Annotated in this window: 21 protein-coding genes; 13 read left to right on the top strand and 8 right to left on the bottom strand. The window is 59.8% G+C overall.

All coding sequences use genetic code 11. From position 1 onward, the window contains the following. Positions 1–227 precede the first annotated feature (227 nt). The gene (locus C5L13_RS07405; RefSeq protein WP_105382593.1) at positions 228–2,408 is read left to right on the top strand and encodes a sensor domain-containing phosphodiesterase; all 2,181 of its coding nucleotides are present in this window, start codon (positions 228–230) and stop codon (positions 2,406–2,408) included. A gap of 186 nt (positions 2,409–2,594) precedes the next feature. Further along, on the top strand, positions 2,595–3,221 hold the full coding sequence (locus C5L13_RS07400) for a response regulator (RefSeq protein ID WP_105382592.1): 627 nt from the start codon (positions 2,595–2,597) through the stop codon (positions 3,219–3,221). An 11-nt stretch (positions 3,222–3,232) separates the two neighbouring features. Here C5L13_RS07400 and C5L13_RS07395 read toward each other — a convergent pair whose 3' ends face one another. Together C5L13_RS07395 and C5L13_RS07390 are read right to left on the bottom strand one after the other, a co-directional pair. After that, entirely contained in the window at positions 3,233–3,718 is a 486-nt protein-coding gene (locus tag C5L13_RS07395; RefSeq protein ID WP_105382591.1) for an MgtC/SapB family protein, read from the bottom strand. An 87-nt stretch (positions 3,719–3,805) separates the two neighbouring features. Continuing rightward, positions 3,806–5,062 (bottom strand): AGE family epimerase/isomerase, encoded by a 1,257-nt coding sequence (locus C5L13_RS07390; RefSeq protein WP_105382590.1) that lies wholly within the window; start codon positions 5,060–5,062, stop codon positions 3,806–3,808. Positions 5,063–5,225: 163 nt separating this feature from the next. On the opposite strand from C5L13_RS07390, the gene metH reads away from it, so the two are divergent. After that, complete coding sequence (gene metH, locus C5L13_RS07385) at positions 5,226–8,990, top strand: methionine synthase (protein ID WP_105382589.1); 3,765 nt, start codon at positions 5,226–5,228, stop codon at positions 8,988–8,990. A 58-nt stretch (positions 8,991–9,048) separates the two neighbouring features. Here the strand turns inward: metH and C5L13_RS07380 are convergent, their stop codons facing one another. From C5L13_RS07380 to C5L13_RS07360, 5 genes are all read right to left on the bottom strand, one after another. Then, positions 9,049–10,110: an ABC transporter ATP-binding protein gene (locus C5L13_RS07380; protein WP_105382588.1), complete on the bottom strand. Its 1,062-nt coding sequence runs from the start codon at positions 10,108–10,110 to the stop codon at positions 9,049–9,051. Between the two features lie 12 nt (positions 10,111–10,122). Next, positions 10,123–10,911: an ABC transporter permease gene (locus tag C5L13_RS07375; protein WP_105382587.1), complete on the bottom strand. Its 789-nt coding sequence runs from the start codon at positions 10,909–10,911 to the stop codon at positions 10,123–10,125. Then, entirely contained in the window at positions 10,908–11,783 is an 876-nt protein-coding gene (locus C5L13_RS07370) for an ABC transporter permease (RefSeq protein WP_105382586.1), read from the bottom strand. Before C5L13_RS07370 ends, C5L13_RS07375 begins: the two co-directional genes overlap by 4 nt. A 65-nt stretch (positions 11,784–11,848) precedes the next feature. Next, complete coding sequence (locus C5L13_RS07365) at positions 11,849–12,952, bottom strand: ABC transporter substrate-binding protein (protein WP_105382585.1); 1,104 nt, start codon at positions 12,950–12,952, stop codon at positions 11,849–11,851. Between the two features lie 139 nt (positions 12,953–13,091). Next, the gene (locus tag C5L13_RS07360) at positions 13,092–13,979 is read right to left on the bottom strand and encodes a MurR/RpiR family transcriptional regulator (protein ID WP_105382584.1); all 888 of its coding nucleotides are present in this window, start codon (positions 13,977–13,979) and stop codon (positions 13,092–13,094) included. 172 nt (positions 13,980–14,151) lie between these two features. Here C5L13_RS07360 and C5L13_RS07355 point away from each other — a divergent pair, with 172 nt between their 5' ends. The 8 genes from C5L13_RS07355 (at position 14,152) to C5L13_RS07320 (ending at position 22,395) form a co-directional block, all read left to right on the top strand. Further along, on the top strand, positions 14,152–14,928 hold the full coding sequence (locus tag C5L13_RS07355; protein ID WP_105382583.1) for an N-formylglutamate amidohydrolase: 777 nt from the start codon (positions 14,152–14,154) through the stop codon (positions 14,926–14,928). 130 nt (positions 14,929–15,058) lie between these two features. After that, positions 15,059–16,558 carry an amino acid permease gene (locus C5L13_RS07350; RefSeq protein ID WP_105382582.1) on the top strand — a complete coding sequence of 500 codons (1,500 nt, stop codon included), beginning with the start codon at positions 15,059–15,061 and terminating at the stop codon, positions 16,556–16,558. A 73-nt stretch (positions 16,559–16,631) separates the two neighbouring features. Then, positions 16,632–18,002: a glutamine synthetase family protein gene (locus C5L13_RS07345; RefSeq protein ID WP_105382662.1), complete on the top strand. Its 1,371-nt coding sequence runs from the start codon at positions 16,632–16,634 to the stop codon at positions 18,000–18,002. An 83-nt stretch (positions 18,003–18,085) separates the two neighbouring features. Continuing rightward, entirely contained in the window at positions 18,086–18,505 is a 420-nt protein-coding gene (locus C5L13_RS07340; protein ID WP_105382581.1) for a helix-turn-helix domain-containing protein, read from the top strand. Further along, the gene (locus C5L13_RS07335; RefSeq protein ID WP_342588158.1) at positions 18,471–18,914 is read left to right on the top strand and encodes a type II toxin-antitoxin system VapC family toxin; all 444 of its coding nucleotides are present in this window, start codon (positions 18,471–18,473) and stop codon (positions 18,912–18,914) included. Before C5L13_RS07340 ends, C5L13_RS07335 begins: the two co-directional genes overlap by 35 nt. Positions 18,915–18,932: 18 nt before the next feature. Beyond that, positions 18,933–20,318, top strand: coding sequence for an aldehyde dehydrogenase family protein (locus C5L13_RS07330; protein ID WP_105382579.1), 1,386 nt, complete (start codon positions 18,933–18,935; stop codon positions 20,316–20,318). Beyond that, positions 20,315–21,460 (top strand): iron-containing alcohol dehydrogenase, encoded by a 1,146-nt coding sequence (locus C5L13_RS07325; protein ID WP_105382578.1) that lies wholly within the window; start codon positions 20,315–20,317, stop codon positions 21,458–21,460. Before C5L13_RS07330 ends, C5L13_RS07325 begins: the two co-directional genes overlap by 4 nt. A 218-nt stretch (positions 21,461–21,678) precedes the next feature. Next, positions 21,679–22,395, top strand: a complete 717-nt coding sequence (locus C5L13_RS07320; RefSeq protein WP_105382577.1) for a ParA family protein — start codon at positions 21,679–21,681, stop codon at positions 22,393–22,395. Between the two features lie 163 nt (positions 22,396–22,558). Here the strand turns inward: C5L13_RS07320 and C5L13_RS07315 are convergent, their stop codons facing one another. Further along, entirely contained in the window at positions 22,559–23,947 is a 1,389-nt protein-coding gene (locus C5L13_RS07315; protein WP_170117222.1) for a L,D-transpeptidase, read from the bottom strand. 193 nt (positions 23,948–24,140) lie between these two features. Here C5L13_RS07315 and C5L13_RS07310 point away from each other — a divergent pair, with 193 nt between their 5' ends. After that, entirely contained in the window at positions 24,141–24,980 is an 840-nt protein-coding gene (locus C5L13_RS07310) for a DUF4432 family protein (RefSeq protein ID WP_105382576.1), read from the top strand. Positions 24,981–25,058: 78 nt separating this feature from the next. Then, the gene (locus tag C5L13_RS07305; protein ID WP_105382575.1) at positions 25,059–25,397 is read left to right on the top strand and encodes a TIGR01244 family sulfur transferase; all 339 of its coding nucleotides are present in this window, start codon (positions 25,059–25,061) and stop codon (positions 25,395–25,397) included. Positions 25,398–25,449 lie beyond the last annotated feature (52 nt).

The raw sequence follows: 25,449 nt of genomic DNA, 5'->3' as shown, positions 1-25,449 counted from the left end.
GGCAAACCCGTGATACACTGCTTTTGTCTGTCTTCGGCGTCGGCAGACGGACCTATTCACGATGGAACATTGCGGGCTGGGCTTTTCAGCAGCGGACGTGGAAAAAGGCCACAAAGAGAAAATCTGAGTCATCTTCGGAAATACCGCTCATTCTAGATGCGTTGTTATCGCTTTTCTAATTCATGAATGGCTATGTTGCGGCTTCACAGCCCATTTGCGGAGTAGAGATGTCTAACGCCGACAGCATGGACATTGCCGAGCGTAGACGGCTCGATGTTCTGGATCGCTACCGGATCGCGGGCACGGCCTCGGAAAATCGCTTTGATCGGATCTGCCGTTTCGCGTCGGAGCTTTTCTCCACCCGTATGGCTTTCGTGACGCTGATCGAAGAGGATCGGCAGTGGTTCAAGTCCTGCGCCGGCTACCAATTCGGGCAGACCCTTCGGTCGGAATCGTTCTGCCAGTATACGATTGCGACGGATGATGTTCTGGTCGTGCCGGATGCAAAGGTTGATCCGCGGTTTTCGGATTTGCCGATCGTAAGCGGCAAGCCATTCATCCGCTTTTACGCCGGAGCGCCTTTGACCACGCCGGACGGTTGGCGGATCGGCGCCCTCTGCATCGCCGACACCAAAGCGCGGGCCAACTTTTCGGAACGCGAGAGGAAAGCGCTGGCGGGCCTGGCATCCATGGTGATGGAGCATATCGAGCTTCGCCGCGAGGGAATACCTCAGGCCACGGCGGCGAAGTTTGCAGATTCCACCGATCTTTCGCTGATCACCGCCGATCCGAAGGGCCGTATCGAGTTCGTGAACCAAGCCGCGCTCGAAATGTTCGGCTATGAGCGCGACGAAATGATCGGAAATCCGCTTGAACTTATCGTTCCGGAACGGTTCAGGACAGCTCACAAGGCCGGTTTTGCCCGCGTGATTTCGGGCGGTGATTCCAACCTGCGGGGCAAAACGGTCGAGGTTTCGGCACGTCGAAAGGATGGCGAGGAATTTCCGATCGAACTGGCCTTAACGGTCTGGCACGACGAGCAGGGCGTCGGTGTCGGTGCCATCATCAAGGACATATCGGAGCGGCGTGATCGCGACGTGCGGCTTCTCAGGCTGGCCAGCCAGGATACCCTGACGGGGCTCTGCAACAGGCATCGTTTCGAGGGTCTGCTACGCGAAGAACTCGGGCAGGGCAGGCCGCTTGCGGTTTTGCTCTTCGACCTCGACGGCTTCAAAGACGTCAACGACCGGCTGGGCCATGCCGTCGGAGATTCTTTGTTGCAGGCAATCGGCGTCCGCCTGCCTGCCGTTCTCGACCGCAACGTCACGGTCTCCCGTTTCGGCGGGGACGAATTTGCCGTACTCGTGCCAGGTACCGGTGATCCTCGCGTCGCACAGGAAAATGCCAACATCGTGATTGAGGCCTTCGAAGCGCCTTTCGAGGTTGGCGGCCACACATTGCGCGTCGGCGCAAGCGTGGGTTTCTCGCTTGCTCCGTCCCACGGGTCTGACGCGGAGGAGCTGATCGCCGGTGCTGATTTCGCGTTGTATCGCGCCAAACAGGCCGGAGGGCGCGTTTCGCGAATGTTCGAGCCCTCGATGCGGAACGAGACGCTGGTACGCCGCACGCTGAGGGACGAACTGCTTCGCGCCTTGAACAGGCAGGAGCTCGTTTTGCACTATCAACCGCAGGTGATCCTTGAAACCGGCGAGGTGTTCGGCGTCGAAGCACTGATCCGCTGGCGGCATCCCGAACGCGGCCTGCTGGCTCCGGCGGCCTTTCTGCCGGCCCTGGAACAAAGCTCGATCGCGCTCGACATCGGTTTTTGGGTGCTTGATGAAGCCGCCCGCCAGATGGCGGCCTGGAGACAGGTTGGCTATCCGCCGGTCAAGATGGGCGTCAATCTCTTCCCCGCGCAGGTGCGGGCGGGTGACTTGCCGCGTTTCGTGGAAAACCTGATCGCCCGCTACAGTCTCGACCCGCAGTTTCTGGAAATCGAGATCACCGAGACCGTTACGCTCAAGGATGACGATCAGTCGCTGGAAACGATCCAGGCTCTACGCAAACTAGGGGTCGGCGTTGCCTTCGACGATTTCGGCACCGGTTATGCCTCGCTCGGGTCGTTGCAGCGTTATCCTTTGACGACATTGAAGATCGATCGGAGCTTCGTACGCGACCTGTTGACCAAGCCGAAGGACGCGGCCATCACGCGCGCCCTTATCATGCTCAGCAGCGAGCTTGGACTGCGGACGATCGCCGAGGGAATTGAAACGCTGGAGCAGGAAAACGCGCTGAGGCTCATGGGATGCGAGGCGGGGCAGGGCTTTCGTTACGGAAAGGCGATGCCGGCGGAGGCGATCGCCCGTCTCATCGCTCGGCCGGCGACCAACCAGCGGATGACGATCTAGTGACCCATTCCTCGCCTCCAGGGGGCGGCGACTGCGCCAAAACTAGCGACAACGTTATGAAATCCGATATTTTTTAGATCTTTATAATAATATGCGTGGTTTTGTTTGGCCGACATTTGATTTCAATTGTCAATGATCGCCGAACCTCTATAACCTCCCGGTACGTGTTAGTGTCGGGGGCGGCCCATGTTCCGTTTGACGGAGCTTTTCAACAACGATCTGAAGCGGCGATCCCTGTCGCCTATTCCGCCGACGGGTGGGGTAGAGCGCCCACCTGCGACGTCCTATCCGGTTGCAGGCGGGGAAATGCAGGATCGCGGCTCAAGCCACACCGAGACGCTCATGACTGATGACGTCGGTGATGTCGCCTTCATGCAGGGCGGCGAAAGGGTGCCATCGGCATCGACACCGGCAACTCATCCGGCGGCCGAAGCACCGGTCCGCCAAGATCAGCGGATCACGGTGCTGTTTGTGGAGGACGAGGCGTTGATCCGGATCTCCGCCGCCGACTTTCTTCAGGACGCGGGCCTGATCGTGGTGGAGGCGGGATCAGCGAAGGAGGCGCTTGCTGCCGTCGACGACGTGCGGATCGATATTGCCGTCACAGATGTTCATCTGCCCGAAATGAGCGGACCGCAGCTCGTGCTGAAAATACGCGAGGTGTTGCCGGATCTTCCCGTCGTTTTTGCCACCGGCGATTCCGACGTTCCCGAGGCGGAGGGCTTGAGCCAGACGGCGCTTATCACCAAGCCTTACGACTATGAAGCGCTGGCAGCCCTTATCCGCGGCATGGTTGCGCAAGGGCAAGGGTAAGGCTACGACCTTCAATCTTCCTTCATTCCGGCAGCGACCTCTGTTTTGCGCAGCAGCCAAAGAATGATGACGCCGGCGATCGTGGCCGTGAATGCCACAAGCCACATGCCGAGGCCGGCGCAAAGACCGATTGCACCCGAGAGCCACATGCTGGCGCCGGTCGTCAGCCCCTTCACATCGCCGCGCGTATGAATGACGATACCGGCTGCCAGGAAGGCTATTCCGGCAGTGACGGCTTCGATAAGGCGCATCGGATCGATCTGCACCGTGTCCGGCCGGTTGCCGAATTCGTGGATGACCTGCAAACCGACCATCGTAAAGACGGAAGCGGCAAGGCCGATCAACATGTTGGTCCGCAAGCCGGCCGGGTTCTGGCGGAATTCTCTCTCAAGGCCGATCAATCCGCAAAGAAGAGCGGCGCCCAAAAGCCTCACCAGAAGTACTTCAATCGCAACCGGTGCCTCGTGCGAAAATTCCTCGGCAAGGCTGTTGAGCATCGTTGATCGTCTTCCGAATGTTACAGTTTTGTGACTTTCGAAAAACTGATCCGCACCGGGATGGTTCCGTCACCTCCCGGGATGGCGTCAAATGCGCCCTTTGGTTTCGGCGATCACTTTCGTCAAGCTGCCGGTGGCCGGGAAAAGCGGGATGAGGCACGCCTGCAATGCATGGTAGATGTCGCCCTTGCCCGGGAAGAGCGTGTGGGCCGGAACGAGATCTTCCGTCAATTCTTCATGCCAGCCGCCGTTTTGATGGTCGAGGAAGCGATTGGCGATCGTGCCCCAGATCAGGCGATAGCTGTCTTCGTAGAAGCGGTCCGCGGGGAGATGTTCATTGAGGAAATGTGCCGCGCCGGCACCTTCGCACATCGGCCACCAGAGCTTGTTGGTCTTGGCCGGATTGTCATCCCAGTCGAGCGTGTAAAAGAAGCCGCCCTTCTCCCTGTCCCAACCCAGTGACATGGACTGGACGAAGAGTGATTTTGCGGCATCCGGCATCCAGCCGTGCCTTTTGTCGCCCAGCACCCACAGTTGGAGCAAGAGACGCGCCCATTCCAGCCAGTGCCCCGGCGTGGTGCCGGCCGGGCGGAACATCTCGTCCGGATGGTAATAGGACTTGTCGACGGTCCATTGCCGATCGAAATGTTCGGCGACCCGGAAGCCTACGCTGCCGGCCAGACGGCGGACGATAAGTTCCGCGATACTCTCGGCCTTGACGAGGTAGGTCTTGTCTCCAGTCGCCTCATAAGCGGCCATCAAGGCCTCGGTAAGATGCATGTTGGAGTTTTGCCCGCGATAGCCGCCGCCGTCGATCGGCGACCAATCGCTATTGAATTCTTCCGCAATCGCCCCGTGAGGGGCTTCCCAGAATTTCGTATCGAGAATTTCGCTGATATCCGCCAGCATATCGTCGGCAAGCGGGTGGCCGGCGACCTTGGCGGAGGACGCGGCGAGCAGGACGAAAGCATGTCCGTACCCCTGTTTGGCGGAATCCACGGCGCCGTCATCGTTGACCTGCCAGAAATAGCCGCCATGCTCGTTGTCGCGGTGGCGTTCCCAAAGGTAGCGCATGCCGTGATCGATGATGTCGCCCGAGCCCGGACGGCCGAGCAGGTAGCCGATCGAGAAGCAATGCACCATACGAGCGGATGCATGGATACCGCGGGTCGGATTGGCTCCCCCCAAGGGAAGGCCGGTATCGTCGAGGTCGAAAAATCCGCCGGCCGGATTGACTGCACGGTATTGGAAGAAATCAAAAAGGCCGTCGGCCTGATCGAGCAGCCAGCGGCGATGGTACGGGAGGTTGTTCCATTTCTGTGCCGTCGCTCCGCCGTCGCTCATGCTCTTCTCCCTGATGCGTTCGCCGTTTCTGACTGGAGGCTATAACTTCCCTGCAATAGTCTGTCATCGGCAAAACTTGGACAGAATGCGTCAACTAAGCTGGACTTCACATAAAGACATCTTTATATCATTAAGTCACCTGCTGCGATTTGGGAGTGCTGCTATGTTGGATGATCTGTTTGGTCCGGAAGATGCCCGCCGCGACGGCGCGGAAATTCTTGCCGCGCTTCAGGCTGCCGCGCGGGAGCGTATCCTTGTCATCGACGGCGCCATGGGGACCCAGATTCAGGGTCTCGGCTTCGACGAGCAACAGTTCCGCGGAGAGCGTTTTGTCGGATGCGCATGTCACCAGCAGGGCAATAACGACCTTCTGATTCTTTCCCAGCCTCAGGCGATCGAAGAGATTCACTATCGCTATGCCAAGGCCGGTGCCGACATCATCGAGACCAATACCTTCTCCTCCACGCGGATCGCCCAGGCCGATTACCAGATGGAGAATGCGGTCTACGATCTGAACCGTGACGGCGCCCGTCTGGCGCGACGCGCGGCGTTTCGCGCAGAGAAGGAAGACGGTCGTCGCCGTTTCGTCGCCGGCGCCATCGGGCCGACCAACCGCACGGCGTCGATCTCGCCTGATGTCAACAATCCCGGTTACCGCGCGGTGACATTCGATGATCTGCGGGGCGCCTATGGCGAACAGATCGACGGGCTCATCGATGGCGGCGCCGATATCATCCTGATCGAGACGATCTTTGATACGCTGAATGCCAAAGCGGCTATTTTCGCATGCGCGGAGCGGTTTGCCGAAAAGGGCATTCACCTGCCGGTAATGATATCAGGCACGATTACCGACCTGTCGGGGCGGACGCTGTCCGGCCAGACACCGTCGGCCTTCTGGTATTCGGTCCGTCACGCCAAGCCTTTCACGATCGGGCTGAACTGCGCGCTCGGCGCCGATGCGATGCGGCCGCACCTGCAGGAACTTTCCGCGGTCGCCGATACATTCATTTCCGCCTATCCGAATGCGGGCCTGCCGAACGAGTTCGGCCGCTACGACGAGACGCCGGACGATATGGCGCGGCAGATCCAGGGCTTTGCGGAAGAGGGTATCGTCAATGTTGTCGGCGGCTGCTGCGGATCGACGCCGGAGCATATCCGCGCGATTGCCGAAGCGGTTGCTCCGCACAAGCCGCGTGAGGTACCCGAGCACAAACCGTTCATGTCGCTCGCGGGCCTCGAACCCTTCGTCTTCACGAAGGATGTTCCGTTCGTCAACGTCGGCGAGCGCACCAACGTCACCGGCTCGGCAAAATTCCGCAAGCTGATCACTGCCGGCGATTTGACATCCGCCCTCGCGGTCGCTCGGGATCAGGTGGAAAACGGCGCGTCCGTGATCGACATCAACATGGACGAGGGGCTGATCGATTCCCAGAAGGCGATGGTCGAGTTCCTGAATCTCATCGCCGCCGAACCGGATATCGCCCGCGTTCCGGTGATGCTCGACTCTTCGAAATTCGAGATCATGGAAGCCGGTCTCAAATGCGTGCAGGGCAAGCCCGTCGTCAACTCGATCTCGCTCAAGGAAGGCGAGGAGAAGTTTCTGGCCCAGGCGCGCCTGCTTCGCAATTACGGAGCCGCCGTGGTCGTCATGGCATTCGACGAGCAGGGGCAGGCCGACAGCTACGAGCGGAAAGTCGCGATCAGCGAGCGTGCCTACAAGCTGTTGACCGAGGAGGCGGACTTCCCCCCGGAAGACATCATCTTCGACCCCAACATCTTCGCGATCGCCACGGGGATGGAGGAGCACAACAGCTACGGCCTCGCCTTTATCGAGGCTACCCAGACGATCCGCGAGCGGATGCCGCTCGTGCATATCTCCGGGGGCGTTTCGAACCTCTCCTTCTCCTTCCGCGGCAATGAGCCGGTGCGCGAGGCGATGCATGCGGTGTTCCTGTACCACGCCATCCAGGCGGGCATGGACATGGGCATCGTCAATGCCGGCCAGCTGGCAATCTACGAGAACATCGACCCGGAGCTCCGCGAAGCCTGCGAGGACGTCGTACTCAACCGGCGCGACGATGCGACGGAGCGGATGCTCGATATCGCCGAGCGCTATCGCGGCACCGGCACCAAGGAGGCCAGAGCGCAGGATCTCGCATGGCGCGAATGGCCTGTCGAGAAGCGTCTTTCCCATGCGCTGGTCATCGGCAATACGGATTTCATCGAACAGGATACCGAAGAGGCGAGGCAGCAGGCCAAGCGGCCGCTCGATGTCATCGAAGGGCCGCTGATGGCCGGCATGAATGTGGTTGGCGATCTTTTCGGCTCGGGCAAGATGTTCCTGCCACAGGTGGTGAAGTCGGCGCGGGTCATGAAACAGGCGGTGGCGGTGCTGCTGCCTTACATGGAGGAAGAGAAGCGGCTCAACGGCGGGGACCAAAGGAAGTCCGCCGGCAAGGTGCTGATGGCAACCGTCAAGGGCGACGTCCACGACATCGGCAAGAACATCGTCGGGGTCGTGCTCGCCTGCAACAACTACGAGATCATCGATCTCGGCGTCATGGTGCCCACTACCAAGATCCTGGAAACGGCGATTGCCGAGAAGGTCGACATCATCGGGCTTTCCGGCCTCATCACGCCGTCACTGGACGAGATGGTGCACGTGGCCTCGGAGATGGAGCGCCAGGGTTTTGACATTCCGCTTCTGATCGGCGGCGCCACGACCAGCCGTGTCCACACCGCGGTCAAGATTCATCCGCGCTACGATCGTGGCCAGGCGATCTACGTCACCGACGCAAGTCGCGCGGTTGGGGTCGTATCGTCGCTGCTGTCGCCGGAGGCGAAGCAGAACTACGTCAGCACCATTCAGGCGGAATATAGCAAAGTGGCTGCCGCCCATGCCCGCTCGGAGGCGGAAAAGACCCGTCTGCCGATCGGCCGCGCCCGCGACAATTCCGAAAAAGTCGACTGGGTGGACTACAAGCCGGTCAAGCCGCAGTTCACCGGCACGAAGGTGTTCGAAACCTACGATCTTGCCGAGCTGGCGAAGTATATCGACTGGACCCCGTTCTTCCAGACCTGGGAACTGAAGGGACGTTTTCCTGCAATCCTGGAGGACGAAGCACAGGGCGAGGCGGCACGTCAGCTTTATGCCGATGCGCAAGCGATGCTCGACAAGATCATTGTCGAAAAGTGGTTCAGGCCGCGGGCGGTGATCGGCTTCTGGCCGGCCAATACGGTCGGCGATGACATCCGTCTCTTCACGGACGACAGCCGGGACCAGCAGCTTGCAACCTTCTTCACCCTTCGCCAGCAGCTTTCGAAGCGGGACGGCCGGCCGAATGTGGCCCTTTCGGACTTCGTGGCGCCGCAGGCAAGCGGCGTCCAGGATTACGTCGGCGGCTTCGTTGTTACCGCCGGCATCGAGGAGATCGCGATTGCCGAGCGCTTCGAGCGAGCCAACGACGACTATTCGTCGATTCTCGTGAAAGCGCTTGCGGACCGGTTTGCGGAGGCTTTCGCCGAATGCATGCACGCGCGCGTGCGCAAGGAGTTCTGGGGCTATGCGCCGGACGAGAATTTCTCGTCGGACGAGTTGGTCACGGAAGCCTATGCCGGCATCCGCCCGGCACCCGGCTATCCGGCGCAGCCCGACCACACGGAAAAGGCGACGCTTTTCCGGCTGCTGGACGCCGAGAACGCAACCGGTGTGGAACTCACCGACAGCTACGCCATGTGGCCCGGCTCTTCGGTATCCGGTCTCTATATCGGCCATCCGGCCTCGTATTATTTCGGGGTTGCCAAGGTCGAGCGTGATCAGGTCGAGGATTACGCCAAGCGCAAGGGCATGTCGGTTGAGGAGGTCGAGCGCTGGCTCGGCCCGGTCCTCAACTACGTGCCGTCCTCGCTTGTCGAGGATGCCGCCTGAAGCTGATACTGGCGCCGAAGGGGGACTACCCCTTCCTGGCCAAGCGGCCGCTTGCGGGTCAGTCCCTGACGATCAGGAAATCTCCGGACGAGAAGCGAAGGGTCAGCACTTCGCCCGGTTGCGGCAGTACGGCATCCGGGGCATTGAACATGTCGAAGGAGATCTGGTTGCCGCCGACATCCATCTTCGTGCGGATCACCGACCCGAGAAAATGCGAAGATATGACGTTGCCGACGATCGCGGTGTCTCCCTTGGCGCTTTCGGAGAGCGAGCCGGCTTCCGGACGGAGCGCGATCGAGATCTTGTCGCCGACTTTCAATGCGCCGACCGGTTCACGCAGTCTGACGGTATTGTCGCCGACTTTCACGGTATTGGCGGACGGATCGACGACGGTCGCCTCGATGATGTTGAGCGTACCGACGAAGGAGGCGACGAAGCGGGTGTTCGGTCGGTTATAAATCTCCGACGGCGTGCCGATCTGTTCGGCGCGGCCGGCGTTCATCACGACGATGCGGTCCGAGATCGAGAGTGCTTCTTCCTGGTCGTGGGTGACGAATACCGTGGTGATGCCGAGCTGTCGCTGGATCTGGCGGATTTCCTCGCGCAGGGAGACGCGGATCTTCGCGTCAAGCGCGGACAAGGGTTCGTCGAGAAGCAGAACCTGCGGTTTCGGGGCAAGCGCCCGGGCCAGCGCAACGCGCTGCTGCTGACCGCCCGACATCTGATAGGGGTAACGGTCGGCAAGATGGTCGAGCCGGATCAGGGCAAGCATCTCCTTCACGCGGGTTTCGATTTCCTCTTTCGGCTTGCCGGCGACCTTGAGACCGAAGGCGACGTTGTCGAACACGGTCATGTTCGGGAAAAGCGCATAGGCCTGGAAAACCATGCCAATATTGCGCTGGTTGGTCTTGAGGCGGTTCTGGTTCTTGCCGTTGATGGAAATCGTACCGTCGCTCGGGCTTTCGAACCCGGCGATCATGCGCAGAACGGTCGTCTTTCCGCAGCCGGAAGGTCCGAGAAAGGAAACGAATTCGCCTTTCTCGATGGACATATTGAAGTCCTTGACGACCTGCGTCTGACCGAAACTCTTCTTGATATTGTCAAGGGCGAGGAAAGACATGCAGGAAATTCCTTATGGCCGGGAGGGTGCCATCTTGCTGAAACGGGAAACGAGTTGAAGGAGGCCCATCGAAAACCAGGTGATCGCAAAAGCGATGACGGCGAGGGCCGCAGGCTCATAGGCCTTGTTGGCACCGACGAGCTGCAGGTAGGGCCCAAAGGCCGGGCGATTGAGAAGGGCGGCCATCGTGAATTCGCCCATGACGATCGCAAAGGTGATGAAGGCACCCGAAAGGACGCCCGACATGACGTTGGGGAAGATGCAGCGAAGCATGATGGTCGGCCACTTTGCCCCCAATATCTCCGCAGCCTCCGTCAGCGTCCTGACATCGATCGCACGCATCGCCGTGTCCACGGCGCGGTACATGTAGGGCAGGGAGAGCGTTATATAGGACAACACCAGCAACGCATTGGTGCCGGACGTGGAGCCCGTGAAGGGGAGCCATGAGGATGAATTGTAGAGCCTCAGGTAGCCGAACACGATGACGATCGCCGGGATGACGAGCGGCAGCAGCGTGATGAATTCGATGACCGGGCGGATTTGCGGCAGCCGCAGACGCACCCAATAGGCGGTCGGTACGACAAGCAGCATTCCGAAGATGATGGTGAGCAGTGCCATCACCATCGAAAAACCGAAGGTCTCCCGAAACTGCATATCCGAAAAGACGGACTGATAGGCGTCGACGGAATATTCGCCTCGCCGCATGCGCAGCGAGAACTCGAAGGTGCCGATCAGGGGAACGAAGAAGTAGATGACGCCGATGGCGATGGCGATCCAGGCCAATATCTTCTGCGTCTTCATTTCTGCCACCGTTCAGCGCGCATGCGCAGCAGGATGTAAAGGAGATTGGAGATGCCGGTGATGACGATCATGCCGAGCGCCAGCGCATAACCGAGATTGGCGTTATGCAACACGTCGCCGCGGATCTGCGCGTAGAGCAGGATCGGCACGATATTGAGCGACGAGCCGGTGAGGGCATAGGCGGTGGCGATCGCTCCGAAGGCGTTCGCAAAGAGAAGCAGCGTCGTACCCATCAGGCTCGGCCAGAGGATCGGCAGCGCCACCATGCGCCAATACTGCCAGGTGGAGGCCCCGAGGATTTCCGAGGCCTCGCGCCACTCCTTCTTCATGCCGTCGAGCGCCGGCGTCAGGATCAGCACCATCAGCGGAATCTGGAAGAACATGTAGGTGATGGTCAGCCCGAAGAAGGACAGGATATTGAAGCCGGTGGAATAGAGATTGAAGCCCAGCCAGTCGCGCAACAAGACGGTGACGAGGCCGGTCCGCCCGAGGGTGGCGAGGAAGGCGAAGGCAAGCGGAACCCCGGCGAAATTGGACGCAACTCCCGAAAAGGTCAAAAGCCCGGAGCGCACCCAGGAGGGGACGCCGCCGAGCACGATCGCCCAGGCCAGAAAGAAGCCGATCAGGGCGCCCCCGAGCGAGGAGGCGACGGAGACCTTGATGCTGATCCAGTAGGCGCTGATGATGGAGGGCGTGAAGAGGTCGGCGATGTTCTTGAAGGTGAACTGGCCGTCGGGCGTAAAGAAGGCTCCGGTCACCAGATAGAGCGTCGGAATGATCAGGAACATCAACGCGAAGATCATGAACGGAACGATGCCGAGCCAATCGACGACAGTGCGGCGGTCGATGAAGGACGTAGTAGCGGCGCTCATGATGCGGAGTTTCTTTCGGAGGAAGGGAAGTCTTCCCGCCACAAGCGGGAAGACTGCTCGCAAAGTTACTTGACGTTGGCGCCGACGACGCTGTCCCACTTGGTGGTGATGGCGGTCTTGCCGGCGGCCTGTTCATCGAGCGTCGGGAAAACCGCCTTTTCATAGGCTGCAGCCGGCGGCAGCGCGTCGAGAAGCGCCTTCGGGATCTTGTTGTTCTTGGCAAGATCGTTGAAGCGGATCGGGTGGCAATAACCCTTCAGCCAGCCGAGCTGACCTTCGTCCGAATAAAGGTGCTCCATCCAGAGCTTTGCCGCGTTCGGATGCGGAGCGAAAGCGGAAATCGCCTGCACGTAAACGCCGGCCACGACGCCCGAAGCCGGGACCACGACTTCAACCGGCGGGTTGCCCTTGAGGCTGTCGCGCCAGGAAAGACCATTGTAGTCCCAGGCAATCACGATCGGGGTCGACCCTTGGGCAAGCGAGGCGGACTTGCCGATGACGGGCACGAAGTTGCCGGCCTTGTTGACGTCAGCGAAGAAGGAGAGACCGGCTTCGCCAACCTTGGTGGCGTCTTTTTGACCTGCGGCCAAACCGGCCGCATAAACGGCCTGGACGGCCTGGTTCGATGCGCGCGGATCGCCGGCAAGGGCGACGGAATTTGCCAGTTCCGACTTCTTCAGATCGGCCCAGTCCTTGGGTACGTCCTTGACGATGTCCGTGTTCACGACGAAGGAGAGAACGCCGTAATAATCGCCATACCAGTAGCCTTCGGCATCCTTGGCGCTATCGGGGATGCTGTCCCATGTCGAAACCTTGTAGGGCATAAGCAGGCCTTCGGCCTTTGCCGACGGTCCAAAGGAAAGGCCGACGTCGATCACGTCCGGAGCCTGCGGGCCCTTGTTGCCCTTGTTTGCCTTGATGGCTTCGATTTCGTCGCCGGAACCGGCATCGGGGTTCAATTCGTTGACCTCGATCCCATACTTGGTCTTGAACGCGGCAATCACGTCGCCGTAACCGCACCAGTTATGGGGCAGTGCGATCGTGGTCAGCGTTCCTTCCTTCTTTGCGGCAGCAATCAGTTCGGCGCTCGGCTCGGCGGCAGCTAGGCTGGCCGAAGCAATGACGAGGGCGGTCGTCATCGAAAGAAGACGTTGGGTCTTGTTGAGCACGTTATCCTCCTAGGGTTCAGGTCGTGTCGGGCGCGACTCGTAGAGTCAGTTTATGTATCGTCTATGACAGTCCGAAAGCATCAGCATCTGCTCATGAAGTCCCTGATCTGCCTGCAATTTCCAGCCTCATGATTTTCATTCAGGATAAGTTCTGACGGCCAGGCCGGCGGAAGAGGCGGCTCCGTTCGAAAAGGCCCTCAAGAGAGTTCATGCGTTCGCGGGTTTCCTCCCAGGTGGCGTTTTGGACCGCCTCGATCAAAGCTTCGACGACAAAGAGCGTGACGACGGACGAATCCCACGCGGAAGGAGCCTCGGTACGCACCTTGAACACGTGCTGCGCCTGTTGGGTGACCGGCGAGGCCCACACATCGGTAAACAAGATGATGACGACGCCATTGGCCCTGGCGGCCTCTGCCAGCGTCGCCATCTCCTGCTCGTAACGGCGGATATCGAAAATCACCAGAACGTCGCCCGCGTTCATGTTGAGCACGTGCTGCGGCCAGGAGCTCGAATTGTTGGTGATGAGCGTGGTCTTCGGGCGTATGACCTGCATGTGGGTGAAGAAGTATTCCGCCAGCGAACCGGTGATGCGGCCACCGACGAAATGGATGTTTCGATCGCGGTCCCGGAGGAGTGCGGCAGCACCCTCAAAAGTCCGGGTATCCAAATCCGAAAGGGTATCGCGAAGGTTCGCGGTAATCGCCTCGGCAAAGCGGTTCAGGATATGGGTTCCGGGCACATTGGAGGCCCAGCGATCGTGCTTGGCGATCGGATTGGAGATCGTCTCTTCCAGTTCCTGGTGCAGGTGGGACTGGAATTCCGGGTAACCTTTGTAGCCGAGTTTCTGCACCATGCGCGCGACGGTCGGAGTCGAGACGCCGGCGTTTTCCGCGATCGTCGTGATGCTGCCGAGCCCCGACACGGGATAGTTCTCCAATAGGCTGTCCGCCAACTGTTTTTCCGCACGCGTCAGTCCGTCGTAACGACGACGAATGACATCCGATACGGTGCGTGCTGTTGGTGGCACGAAAGCTGTTCCCTCCGGTCTTCGCCGGTTTGTGACAGGATTAACGATTGTTTCTGGAGAGAAGTCAACGGCCTCTCTGAAGAGAATTTTTCAGTTTCACGTTGACGATCCTCAAAAAGTGAAGAATTCTCTTCTTGGGTCAATTTCAGTCAGATTTCGCGGGAAACCTTTCATGCTGGTCCAATCGGAATTTTTCACGGAGGCGGACGGTAAACCCGTTGCCGTGGAGAATTCCGGCGGCAGGGGCGAGGTCCTGTTGGTCTGCGAGCATGCCTCAAGGCGTCTGCCGGAGCGCTATGGCAATCTCGGTCTGCCGGAGGAGGCGCTCACGTCCCACATTGCGTGGGATCCAGGTGCGCTCGCTGTTGCGCGGCTGATGTCTAAGGGGCTCGACGCCACACTCATCCGCCAGCGCTTCTCCCGCCTCGTTTATGATTGCAACCGCCCGCCGGACTCGCCTGCGGCAATGCGCGACGTTTCGGAAGTCTTTCGCATCCCGGGTAACGAGAACCTTTCCGATGCCGAAAAATCCCGGCGCACCACGGCGCTTTACATGCCGTTTCACGGTCGCATCCGGGAGGAGATTGCCGCCAGGCGGGCAAGGGGACAAGCGAGCGTGCTCGTCACGATCCACAGTTTCACGCCGGTCTATTTCGGCAAGGCGCGTTCGGTCGAGATCGGCATCCTCCACGATACGGACAGCCGTCTTGCAGATCGAATGCTGGAGGCGGCTTCCGATACCGACCTCTACCGGGTCGAGCGCAACGAGCCTTACGGACCGGCCGACGGTGTCACCCATACGCTTGAAGTTCACGCTTTGCCCGCGGGGCTGCTCAACGTGATGATCGAGGTGAGAAACGATTTGATTGCAGACGAAACCGGCCAGGGGGTCGCGGCCGATTTCTTGACAGGACTGCTGCGGGAAAGCCTCGCAGAATTCCCAAGATAAGACCCTGGGGAGCAGTGAAAGCTGCAGGCGTCGACACCGGAAAAAAAACGGGCGGCGCCAAGATATGTCGACTGGGGTGGGGGCTGATCATGATGGTTGGCCGCCCGGTTCTTGATCAGGAGAAAAGGGCATGGAAAGTTCATCTGCGGGCGTCAGCTACAAGAAAGCTGACGCTTCTTATTTCGAAAAGCGCGGGCTCTCCCGCTATGCGGGCGTATGGTCGCTCTGGGCGCTCGGCGTCGGGGCGGTTATTTCCGGACATTTTTCCGGCTGGAACTTCGGTTTTGCGACCGGCGGCTGGGGTGGCATGCTGGTTGCCGGCATCATCATCGCGGTGATGTATCTCGGCCTCACGTTCTCGATTGCCGAGATGAGCCCCGCATTGCCGCACACGGGCGCGGCCTATTCCTTCGCCCGCACGGCGATGGGGCCCTGGGGCGGCTTCATCACCGGCCTTTGCGAAAACGTCGAATATGTGCTGACGCCAGCGGTTATCGTGACGTTCATCACGGCCTACGTGAACTCGATCCTGGGGCTCGATGCGGCCTATTCGCCGCTCGTGTGGATGATCTTCTACGCGATCTTCCTCGCCCTCAATGTCTTCGGGCTGGAGCTCTCGTTCAAGGTGACACTGGTCATCACCGTTCTTTCGCTGGCTGTTCTGGTGTTCTTCTGGATCAGCGCGATCCCGAGCATGGATTTCTCGCGCTGGGCGCTGAATATCGGCGTGGGCCCGGATGGCAAGGCCGTTGAACTGCCTGAAGGCAATGGCGAATGGTTCCCCTTCGGCTTCTCCGGCGTGCTTGCCACGCTCCCCTTCGCCGTCTGGCTCTTCCTGGCGATCGAGCAGCTGCCGCTGGCAGCCGAAGAATCTGTCGATCCCAAGCGGGACATGCCGAAGGGTATCATTCTCGGCATGGTGACATTGATGGTCTCCGCCTTCATGATCGTCCTGCTCAACCCGTCCGTTCCGGGCGTCGGCTCGTTCCATCTCGGGTCGTCGCTTGAGCCGTTGCTTGACGGTTTCAAGGCGGTGTACGGCGATAGCGGCGTGGTGATCCTCGGCCTCGTGGCACTGACGGGCCTCATCGCGAGCTTCCACACGATCCTCTACGCGCAGGGGCGGCAGGTCTATTCGCTGTCCCGTGCCGGCTACTTCCCGACGGTCCTGTCGGTGACGCACCCGGTCTACAAGACGCCTCACGTGGCGATGATCGCCGGTGCGATCGTCGGCCTTGCGGTGATGCTCGTGATCTGGTTCTCGCTCGGCGCGGAGCAGGGCGGCAGCATCATCGGCAGCGTGCTTCTCAACATGGCGGTGTTCGGAGCGATGTTCTCCTACATCATGCAGGGGATTTCCTTCATCATCCTGCGCAAGAAGCTCCCGAACATCGAGCGGCCCTTCCGCTCGCCGCTGGGTATCCCCGGAGCCGCGTTGACGATCGTCATTGCCGTCGTCACGCTGCTCTATCAGATCCAGGACCCGAACTTCACCAAGGGCGTGCTCTGGGTCGTCATCTGGTTTGCGATCGCGATTGCCTATTTCGCATTCGTCGGCCGCCATCGTCTGATTCTCTCCCCCGAGGAGGAATTCGCGATGGAACATAAGCAAGCGGCCTCGCTCGCCTGATTGATCCACTTGCCGGCGCGGCTTGCTCTCTGCAGGCCGCGCCTCCCATTTTCAATAGGAACGGATGCAAGGCATGACCGCCAGTTATTCTTTCGACGATCTGAAGCGCGATGTCGCCGAAGGCCGTATCGACACCGTTATCGCCGCTCTGGTCGACATGCAGGGCCGCCTCATGGGCAAGCGGTTCCAGGCGGAATATTTCGTCGCGAGCGCTTACGAAGAAACCCATAGCTGCAATTATCTGCTCGCCACCGACCTCGAGATGGAGACCGTCCCGGGCTACAAGGCGTCCAGCTGGGAGAAGGGCTACGGCGACTATACCATGAAACCCGATCTCTCGACGCTCAGGAAATTGCCCTGGCTCGAGGGCACGGCATTGGTCCTCTGCGACGTGCTCGATCATCATACGCACGAGGAGGTGCCGCATTCGCCGCGGGCCATCCTAAAAAAGCAGGTGGCTCGGCTGGAAGCCATGGGCATGAAGGCATTCATGGCGACCGAACTCGAATTCTTCCTGTTCGACCAGACCTATGACAGCGCGCGCGAAAACGGCTACCGCAACCTGAAGCTCGCGAGCGCTTACAACGAAGACTATCACATCTTCCAGACGACCAAGGAGGAGGAGGTGATGCGGGCGATCCGCACCGGTCTGCAGGGCGCCGGCATTCCGGTGGAAAATTCCAAGGGCGAAGCTTCACCGGGCCAGGAAGAGATCAACGTCCGCTACGCCGATGCGCTGACCATGGCGGACCGGCATGTGGTGATCAAGAATGCAGCCAAGGAGATCGCGTGGTCGAAGGGAAAGGCCATCACCTTTCTCGCAAAATGGAACTACAGCGCAGCCGGTAGTTCCTCCCACATTCACCAATCCCTTTGGAGCACCGACGGAAAGACGTCGCTCTTCCATGACAAGGAGGGTGAATACGGCATGTCTACGACCATGAAGCATTACGTGGCCGGTCTGCTGAACCACGCAAGCGAGATCACCTATTTCCTTGCCCCCTACATCAATTCCTACAAGCGTTTCATGGCAGGCACCTTCGCGCCCACCAAGGCCGTCTGGTCGAAGGACAACCGCACCGCCGGCTACCGGCTTTGCGGCGAGGCTACCCGCGGCATCCGGGTCGAATGCCGCGTCGGCGGTTCCGACCTCAACCCCTATCTCGCCATGGCGGCGCTGCTGGCAGCCGGGATCGACGGGATCGAAAAGAAGATGGAGCTCGAGCCCGCCTTTGTCGGAGACGCCTATGCCGGCAAGGATATCCGGGAAATCCCGAAGACACTTCGCGACGCGACCCATCTGTTGCACGGTTCCGCACTGCTTCGAACCGCCTTCGGCGACGATGTCATCGACCACTATGTGCGGGCAGCTCAGTGGGAACAGGAGGAATACGACCGCCGTGTGACGGATTGGGAAGTAGCGCGCGGATTCGAGAGGGTTTGAGATAATCGCAACGTTGTGCGATCTTGTTGTTGAATTTCTCATCATATATTCTAGCTGCTTGTTTGCAGCAACGGGAAGCCGCGATGAGCAATATTGATAGCGTCTGGTTTCATACAAAGTTAGAAGAGCGAAAAGCATCGTTGCGTGATATGGCGCGGTTCATGGCACTTGATCCCGGCGCGGTTTCTAGGATGTTGAACGGGAAACGGAAAATGAGTGCCGAAGAGCAGGATCAAATCGCAGAATATTTCGGCGTGCCGCTGGAAGAAGTTGCGGCGCGCCGTCGCGGTAAGGCTGGCGGGTTCGCGGAAACAAAACAGGCTCAATATGCCCATCAAGGAGAGAGACGACAAAAAGCAACGGTCTCTTCATCCGACAATCGGAAAGCCGGCGACATACATCCGATTTTCGGATGTATGGAAGGTACGATGACGATCCCGGACGATCTGGATTTGACCGCGCCGATCGATGCCGAATGGAGCGACAAACTTTACAATGAGTGAGAAATTTCTTCTCGATACGTGCGCCATTATCTGGTCGGCAAATCGAAAACCGCTTTCCGATGCCGCATCAGATGCGCTTAACGGGGTTTTGGATGGGAATGGGGGGCTCTGTGTATCAGTGATGTCGGCATGGGAGGTTGGCATGCTCGTGTCCCGTGGGCGTATACCCTCGACCAAGGGGCCTTTGGTGTGGTTCGAGGATTTCGTTGCGCATAGCGGTGTTGCGGTGGAGGCTGTTACGGCCTCAATATTGGTTGGCGCGTCCTATCTGCCGGAACCTCTGCATAAGGACCCAGTTGACCGCATCCTGATCGCAACCGCCCGCGAACACGACCTGACCATTATCACGCGCGACCGCGCGATTCTTGCCTACGGAACCGCGGGCCATGTGCGCACGCTTGCCTGTTGACTACTGGAGGATGTTTGAATGACGATGATCCAATGTATCTCGCCGGTGGATGGCTCGGTCTATGCCGAGCGCGAGGCCATGTCGGCGGAAGCGGCGGCGGAAGCGATCGGCCGGGCTCGGCATGCGCAGAAGGCCTGGGCGAAGCGACCGCTCGAAGAGCGAGTCCAGCTCGTATTGAAGGGCGTATCGCGGCTGAACGAGATGGCTGACGAGGTGGTTCCGGAGCTTGCCTGGATGATGGGCCGCCCGGTGCGGTACGGCGGCGAATTCAAGGGCTTCAACGAACGCTCGAATTATGTCGCGTCGATCGCCGCCGATGCGCTGGCCCCGTTGCGAATCGAGGACAGCGCCAGCTTCGAACGGCGTATCGAGCGCGAGCCGCATGGCGTCGTCTTTGTGATCGCGCCGTGGAACTATCCTTACATGACGGCGATCAACACGGTCGCCCCGGCGTTGATGGCCGGCAATACCGTCGTCATCAAACATGCCTCCCAGACGCTGCTCGTCGGTGAGCGCTTGGTGCGCGCCTTCGTCGAGGCCGGCGTGCCGGAAGATGTCTTCCAGAACCTCTTCCTCGATCACGGCACCACGGCGACCCTGATATCGCAGGGCCTGTTCAACTTCATCAATTTTACCGGTTCCGTCGAAGGCGGACGCTCTATCGAGCGCGCCGCTGCCGGTACCTTCACCGGCCTCGGCCTCGAACTCGGCGGCAAGGATCCCGGTTACGTCATGGAGGACGCCGATCTCGATGCGGCGGTCGACGTGCTGATGGACGGCGCGACCTATAATTCCGGTCAGTGCTGCTGCGGCATCGAGCGCATCTATGTGCACGAATCGCTCTACGACCAGTTCGTCGAGAAGTCGGTGGCCTGGGTGTCGAACTACAAGCTCGGCAACCCGCTCGACAAGGAAACGACGCTCGGGCCGATGGCGAACAGGCGCTTCGCCAAGGTGGTGCGCGAGCAGATCGCCGATGCGGTTTCGAAGGGCGCCAAGGCTCTGATCGACCCGAAACTTTTCCCGGCGGATGACGGCGGCGCTTATCTCGCTCCCCAGGTCCTCGTCGATGTCGATCATTCCATGCCGTTCATGCGGGAGGAGACCTTCGGTCCGGCGGTCGGCATCATGAAGGTCAGGGACGACGGAGAGGCGCTCGGCCTGATGAACGACAGCCAGTACGGTTTGACCGTATCGCTCTGGACCAGGGATGCCGAACGCGCCGGCCGGCTCGGACAGGAGATCGAAACCGGTACCGTGTTCATGAACCGGGCCGATTATCTCGATCCGGCGCTCGTCTGGACAGGTGTAAAGGAAACCGGCAGGGGCGGCTCGCTTTCCGTACTCGGCTTCCACAATCTGACCCGCCCGAAATCCTATCACCTGAAGAAGGCCACGAAATGAATATCGTCGCGAACTGGAGTTATCCGACTGCCATCAAGCTCGGCCGCGGCCGCATCAAGGAACTGGCGGACGCCTGCAAGACGCTGGGCTTGAACAAGCCGCTATTGGTCACTGATCGGGGACTTGCGCTGATGGCGATCACCGGCCACGCCCTCGATGTTCTCGAAGAGGCAGGCCTCGGCCGGGCGATCTTTTCCGATGTCGATCCGAATCCGAACGAGAAGAACCTCGAGGCCGGCATCAAGGCCTACAAGGAGGGCGGCCATGATGGCGTCGTTGCCTTCGGCGGGGGCTCCGGTCTCGATCTCGGCAAGCTGATCGCCTTCATGGCCGGGCAGACCCGGCCCGTCTGGGATTTCGAGGATATCGGCGACTGGTGGACGCGTGCCGATGCATCGAAGATCGCACCGATCGTTGCGGTGCCGACCACGGCCGGGACCGGTTCCGAAGTCGGGCGGGCAGGGGTTCTCACCAACTCGGTCACCCATGTGAAGAAGATCATCTTCCACCCGAAACTGTTGCCCGGTGTTGTCATCTGCGATCCGGAACTGACGATGGGCATGCCGAAGGCGATCACCGCCGGCACCGGCATGGACGCCTTTGCCCACTGCCTGGAGGCTTATTCGTCGCCCTTCTATCACCCGATGTCCGGTGGCATCGCGCTCGAGGGCATGCGGCTCGTCAAGGAATTCCTGCCGCGCGCCTTCAAGGACGGACAGGATCTCGAAGCGCGCACCAATATGATGTCGGCTGCCGCGATGGGCGCGGTCGCCTTCCAGAAGGGGCTCGGCGCGATCCATTCGCTGTCGCACCCGATCGGCGCCGTCTACAACACCCATCACGGCATGACCAATGCCGTCGTCATGCCGCCGGTGCTGCGTTTCAACCGCCCGGCGATCGAGGAAAAGATTGCCCGCGCCGCGGCTTATCTGGGGATTGCCGGCGGGTTCGACGGTTTTTACGATTACGTGCTTTCGCTGCGTTCCGAACTTAGCGTGCCGGAGAATCTTACGGCCTTGGGAATCAAGCCCGACCGAATCGATGAGCTGACGGCCATGGCGATGGAGGATCCGAGCTGCGGCGGCAATCCCGTCACGATGACGATGGAGAACACCAAAGCACTTTTCCTCGATTGCTTTTAATACTTTTTCACCGGGCAGGATCGGTATTAACGGAAGCCCGCAGGCCAAAATCTCCGGGTTTTTCTGCACTTTAGGGTTCGAGCTAAATCTTTTGGTTTATTTTCATGGTGGCTAATTTTACAATTCGTTAACCATGTTTGGAAAGGATGGCGTCATGACACCATGCTTCCCGGTGTCCTCGTGAGCGATGCGGCTCAGGATTTCTTCGAGGACCGAAAATGCCTGTAATATCTTTTGCAAATGCCAAGGGTGGCGCCGGAAAAACAACTGCCGCGCTTTTGCTCGCTACCGAACTCGCCCATCAGGGTTTTCGCGTCACGGTCATTGACGCCGATCCGCAGCGCTGGATCAGCCAGTGGTTCGAAACATCCGGACATACCCGAAACATCGAAGTCGTGTCCGAAGTCACGGTTGCTTCGCTGCAATGTCATCTGCGGGAGCTCGGCCAGCGCACGGACTATTTCATCATCGATCTCGCCGGCGCTCGCGACGCGCTCGTGACCACCGCAATCGGCCTTTCCGATCACGTGATGATCCCGGTTCAGGGCTCGGCAATGGATGCCAAGGGGGCGGCTCAGATCCTCGACCTGCTGACCTTCCTCAGGGACAAGGCCAATCTTCACATCGCTCATTCGGTGGTGCTGACGCGCGTCACGTCGATGGTTACCACCAGAGCCATGCTGGCGATCAAGGGGCTTCTGGCGGCGCGGGGGGTACACGTGCTCAACACTCCTATCGGCGAAAGAATTGCCTTCAAGGAACTCTTTGAAACGGGCGGCACTCTCCACACCCTCGATCCTGCCAAGGTCAGCAATGTGGACAAGGCCAAGGAAAATGCGCGGTCATTCGCCGAAGAGGTGATGCACCTGATGCCGGTGAAGGTCATTCGGTCCGGCGCGCCGCGCATCTTCGGTTTCGGCCGAAACGCCGCCTGAGACCACCTTTACTCGAGCCTCGTTCAGCCCGAGGCTTATATGTGAAACGGCCGGTTCAATGAACCGGCCGTTTTGTTTGATTGGACTTGGGTTGGCAGCGAGCTGCCGGCAGGAAGGCCCGATAGACGAAAGAATGCGATTCGTTCGGCTATCCTGCTGCCGTTTACTCGACGAATTCCACCGTCGTCCCGGGCTTCACCATCTTGGCGAGTTCGGTCGCGTCCCAGTTGGTCAGGCGCACGCAACCGTGGCTGTTGGTCTTGCCGATCTTGGACGGCTCGGGTGTGCCATGGATGCCGTAGGTCGGCTTGGACAATGCGATCCAGACCGTCCCGACCGGGCCGTTCGGGCCAGGGGGTATCTGCAGGATCTGGTCATTGTTGCCCTGCTTGAAATTGATTTTCGGATTGTAGGTATAACCCGGGTCCAAGGCGATGCGTTGGACCGTATGGGTGCCTGTCGGCGACGGCGTGTCGGTCGAGCCGATGGTCGCCGGATAGGCTGAGACCAGGCGTCCATCCTCGCCATAGGCGAAGACCTGTTTCCGGCCCTTGTCGGCGACGATCCGCGTCACCTGGCCGATCTTCGGCTGCCCCGGATTGATGATTTTGATGGTTACGCCGGGGATTGTGAAATCGACGCCCGGATTCAGCGCCTTCAGGTAATTCTCGTCCATATGGAATTGCTCGGCGAGCTTTTCCGTTACCGACATATAAGACATGGCGGGGAGTTGCGCCTTGTGTGCGTAGTCATCCGGGATAGATGCGACATAGGGGCCAGCGGCGTCTGCCGGCGTGATCGTGTAGTCCACGATCGGCAGGCCGCCCGAATAGGTCAGCCGCTGCATGATGTCTTCGGAATTGTTCGGATCGAGCGTTTCGCCCGTCATCTCCTGCCAGGCGGCTATGGCCTTGTTGACGTTGTCGCCGAGGTGTCCGTCAATCACACCCGGGGAGATGCCCTCGCGATCGAGAAAGACCTGAAGCGCGGCGATCTCCGCCTGCGGCTTCTTGGTCACGGTGATGATCGGTTTCTGCGGATGGAGAGCCTCGATCGCCTGCTGATCGGGCTCAATGGAGGCCTCTTGCGGATAGTCGTTATCGGCACCCGGCAGCGGCTGGTCTTCCAGTGGCAATCGGGTGATCGAGCCGCGATCGGGAACGGTCCCGGTCACGTCGCCAGGCTCGCCCGGCCGGTATTCGCGGTAGTCGCGATAGCCGTAACCGTCCTGATAACCGCCGAGATTGCGGGAGTTGCGATATCCGCCGGGTGCAGGCGGATATTCCTCGGAACGGGCAGGGCGGTAGGTCTCCTGGCGGACTTCGGTGGCCAGCACATTGCCGTAGCGGTCGATAAAAACGCGCCGGCCCATGCCGTCGCGGCTGATGACGACATCGCCGCGTTCTGGAACATAGTCCAGGATCGCGCCGTCCGGGGCGACCAGGATCGTCTCCGACGGGTAACGGTACCGGCTCTGCGCCTCTGCAGATGGAATGCCTTGGGCACCTGTCAAAACGACGAGGCTGATTCCTGCAAAAAATAGCCGCTTCACTGTGTCACCGACTTCCTGGTTTTCATAATATATGTAAATCGGGAACTCGGGTCTTCGTTCCCAGCCCGCACCTGTCGCCACAGACAAGGTAAATTTGACCGTAGTGTGGAAAAAGTGAATTCGTCATGAATGTCCCGTTAAATTCATATCACGATCGGGTAGAACTTTTGACGAAACCGTGAAGGGAATGATTATGAAGGCGTTTTCGGCGGCCAGAGGTCCCACACTTTTCCTCGACGAGACATCCGTGCTCGATATCGGCGGTTGCCTGATCGGTGACATCGACCTGTCGCCGGGCCGTGCCATTCCCGACGACGGCGATCCGCGAATCGACCATTCGCTGGAAGGCTTCCTTTTTACCTGCGGGCCGGACCATATCCGCCACCCCGAGCCGATCGAGGGTGCGGCCGACGGGCGGAAATATCCGCTTCACGGCTCCTTTTCTTCCCATCCTGCCGAGATACTCTTCTGGGACGTTCAGGATGGCGATGCGGAATGCCGTGCCCGGGTGCGGGTGACGATGGCGTCAGGCGAGCCTGCACTGCTCGAACGGCACTGGAGGATCGACGGCGCGACGGGGGAGGTGACGCTTTCGGACAAGATCACAAATAGCGGCACGAAGGCGTTTGCGCCTGTACATATGTATCACATGAATGTCGGGGCATGGCTGTTCGACGATCATGTTCGCCTCAGCGGGAAGATGCTGGAGGGCGAAGGTTTTCCCTGGAAGTTCGGTGCCGATCCTGGCGGTGTCTTCTGTGTGCCAGCGAAAGAGAATGGTGAGCAGTGGGCCGAGATTGCCCTTGGTCCCATAGCCGCAATCGGTGGCCTCACTCTCAAGGTCAAGTTCAAGACGGATACGCTGCCGCACCTACAGATCTGGCGGAACCAGAAGGAGCCGGCTCATGTACTTGGCATCGAACCGGTCTCGCATCGTTGGGTGAGCCGCTACGAGCTCGCGGAAAAGGGTGAGCTCGGCTTGCTGAAGCCCGGGGAGAGCATCGAGTATGGATTGCGCTTCAGCTTTGGCTGAGGCGCGGCGGTTCCCTGATTGACGCCCCCGCGGCACCGTCGTAATGCTTGCGCCACATTGAAAACGGAGGGCTCAGCCATGGATATCCGCCAGATCAACGACGAGTATTCCGTCACCGGTCAGATCACCGTCGAAGAGCTCGATCAGATCAAGGCGATGGGCTTCAAGTCCATCGTCTGCCATCGACCCGACGATGAAGAGCCGGGCCAGCCGCATTTTGCCGATATCGCGGCACGCGCCAAGGAACTTGGCCTCGACATCCGCCACATTCCGGTCGGTCGCATGGGCGTCGAAGCGGAGGGCATCAATGCCATGGTTGACGCGCTTGACGAATTCCCGCGCCCGATGCTCGGTTTCTGCCGTTCCGGTGCCCGTTCGACCGCAATCTACGAAAAGAGCCAGCATATTCGCGGCTGAGATTTCATCGGGCCTCGTGCCTGGAGCGCGAGGTCTTCCCCCAGCTCAGAAT

This window comes from Neorhizobium alkalisoli (assembly GCF_002968635.1).
In the GTDB taxonomy this organism is placed as follows: Bacteria; Pseudomonadota; Alphaproteobacteria; order Rhizobiales; family Rhizobiaceae; genus Neorhizobium; species Neorhizobium alkalisoli.
The sequence above is the reverse complement of the archived record's forward strand: the minus strand, read 5'-3'. Positions and strand labels throughout refer to the sequence as shown.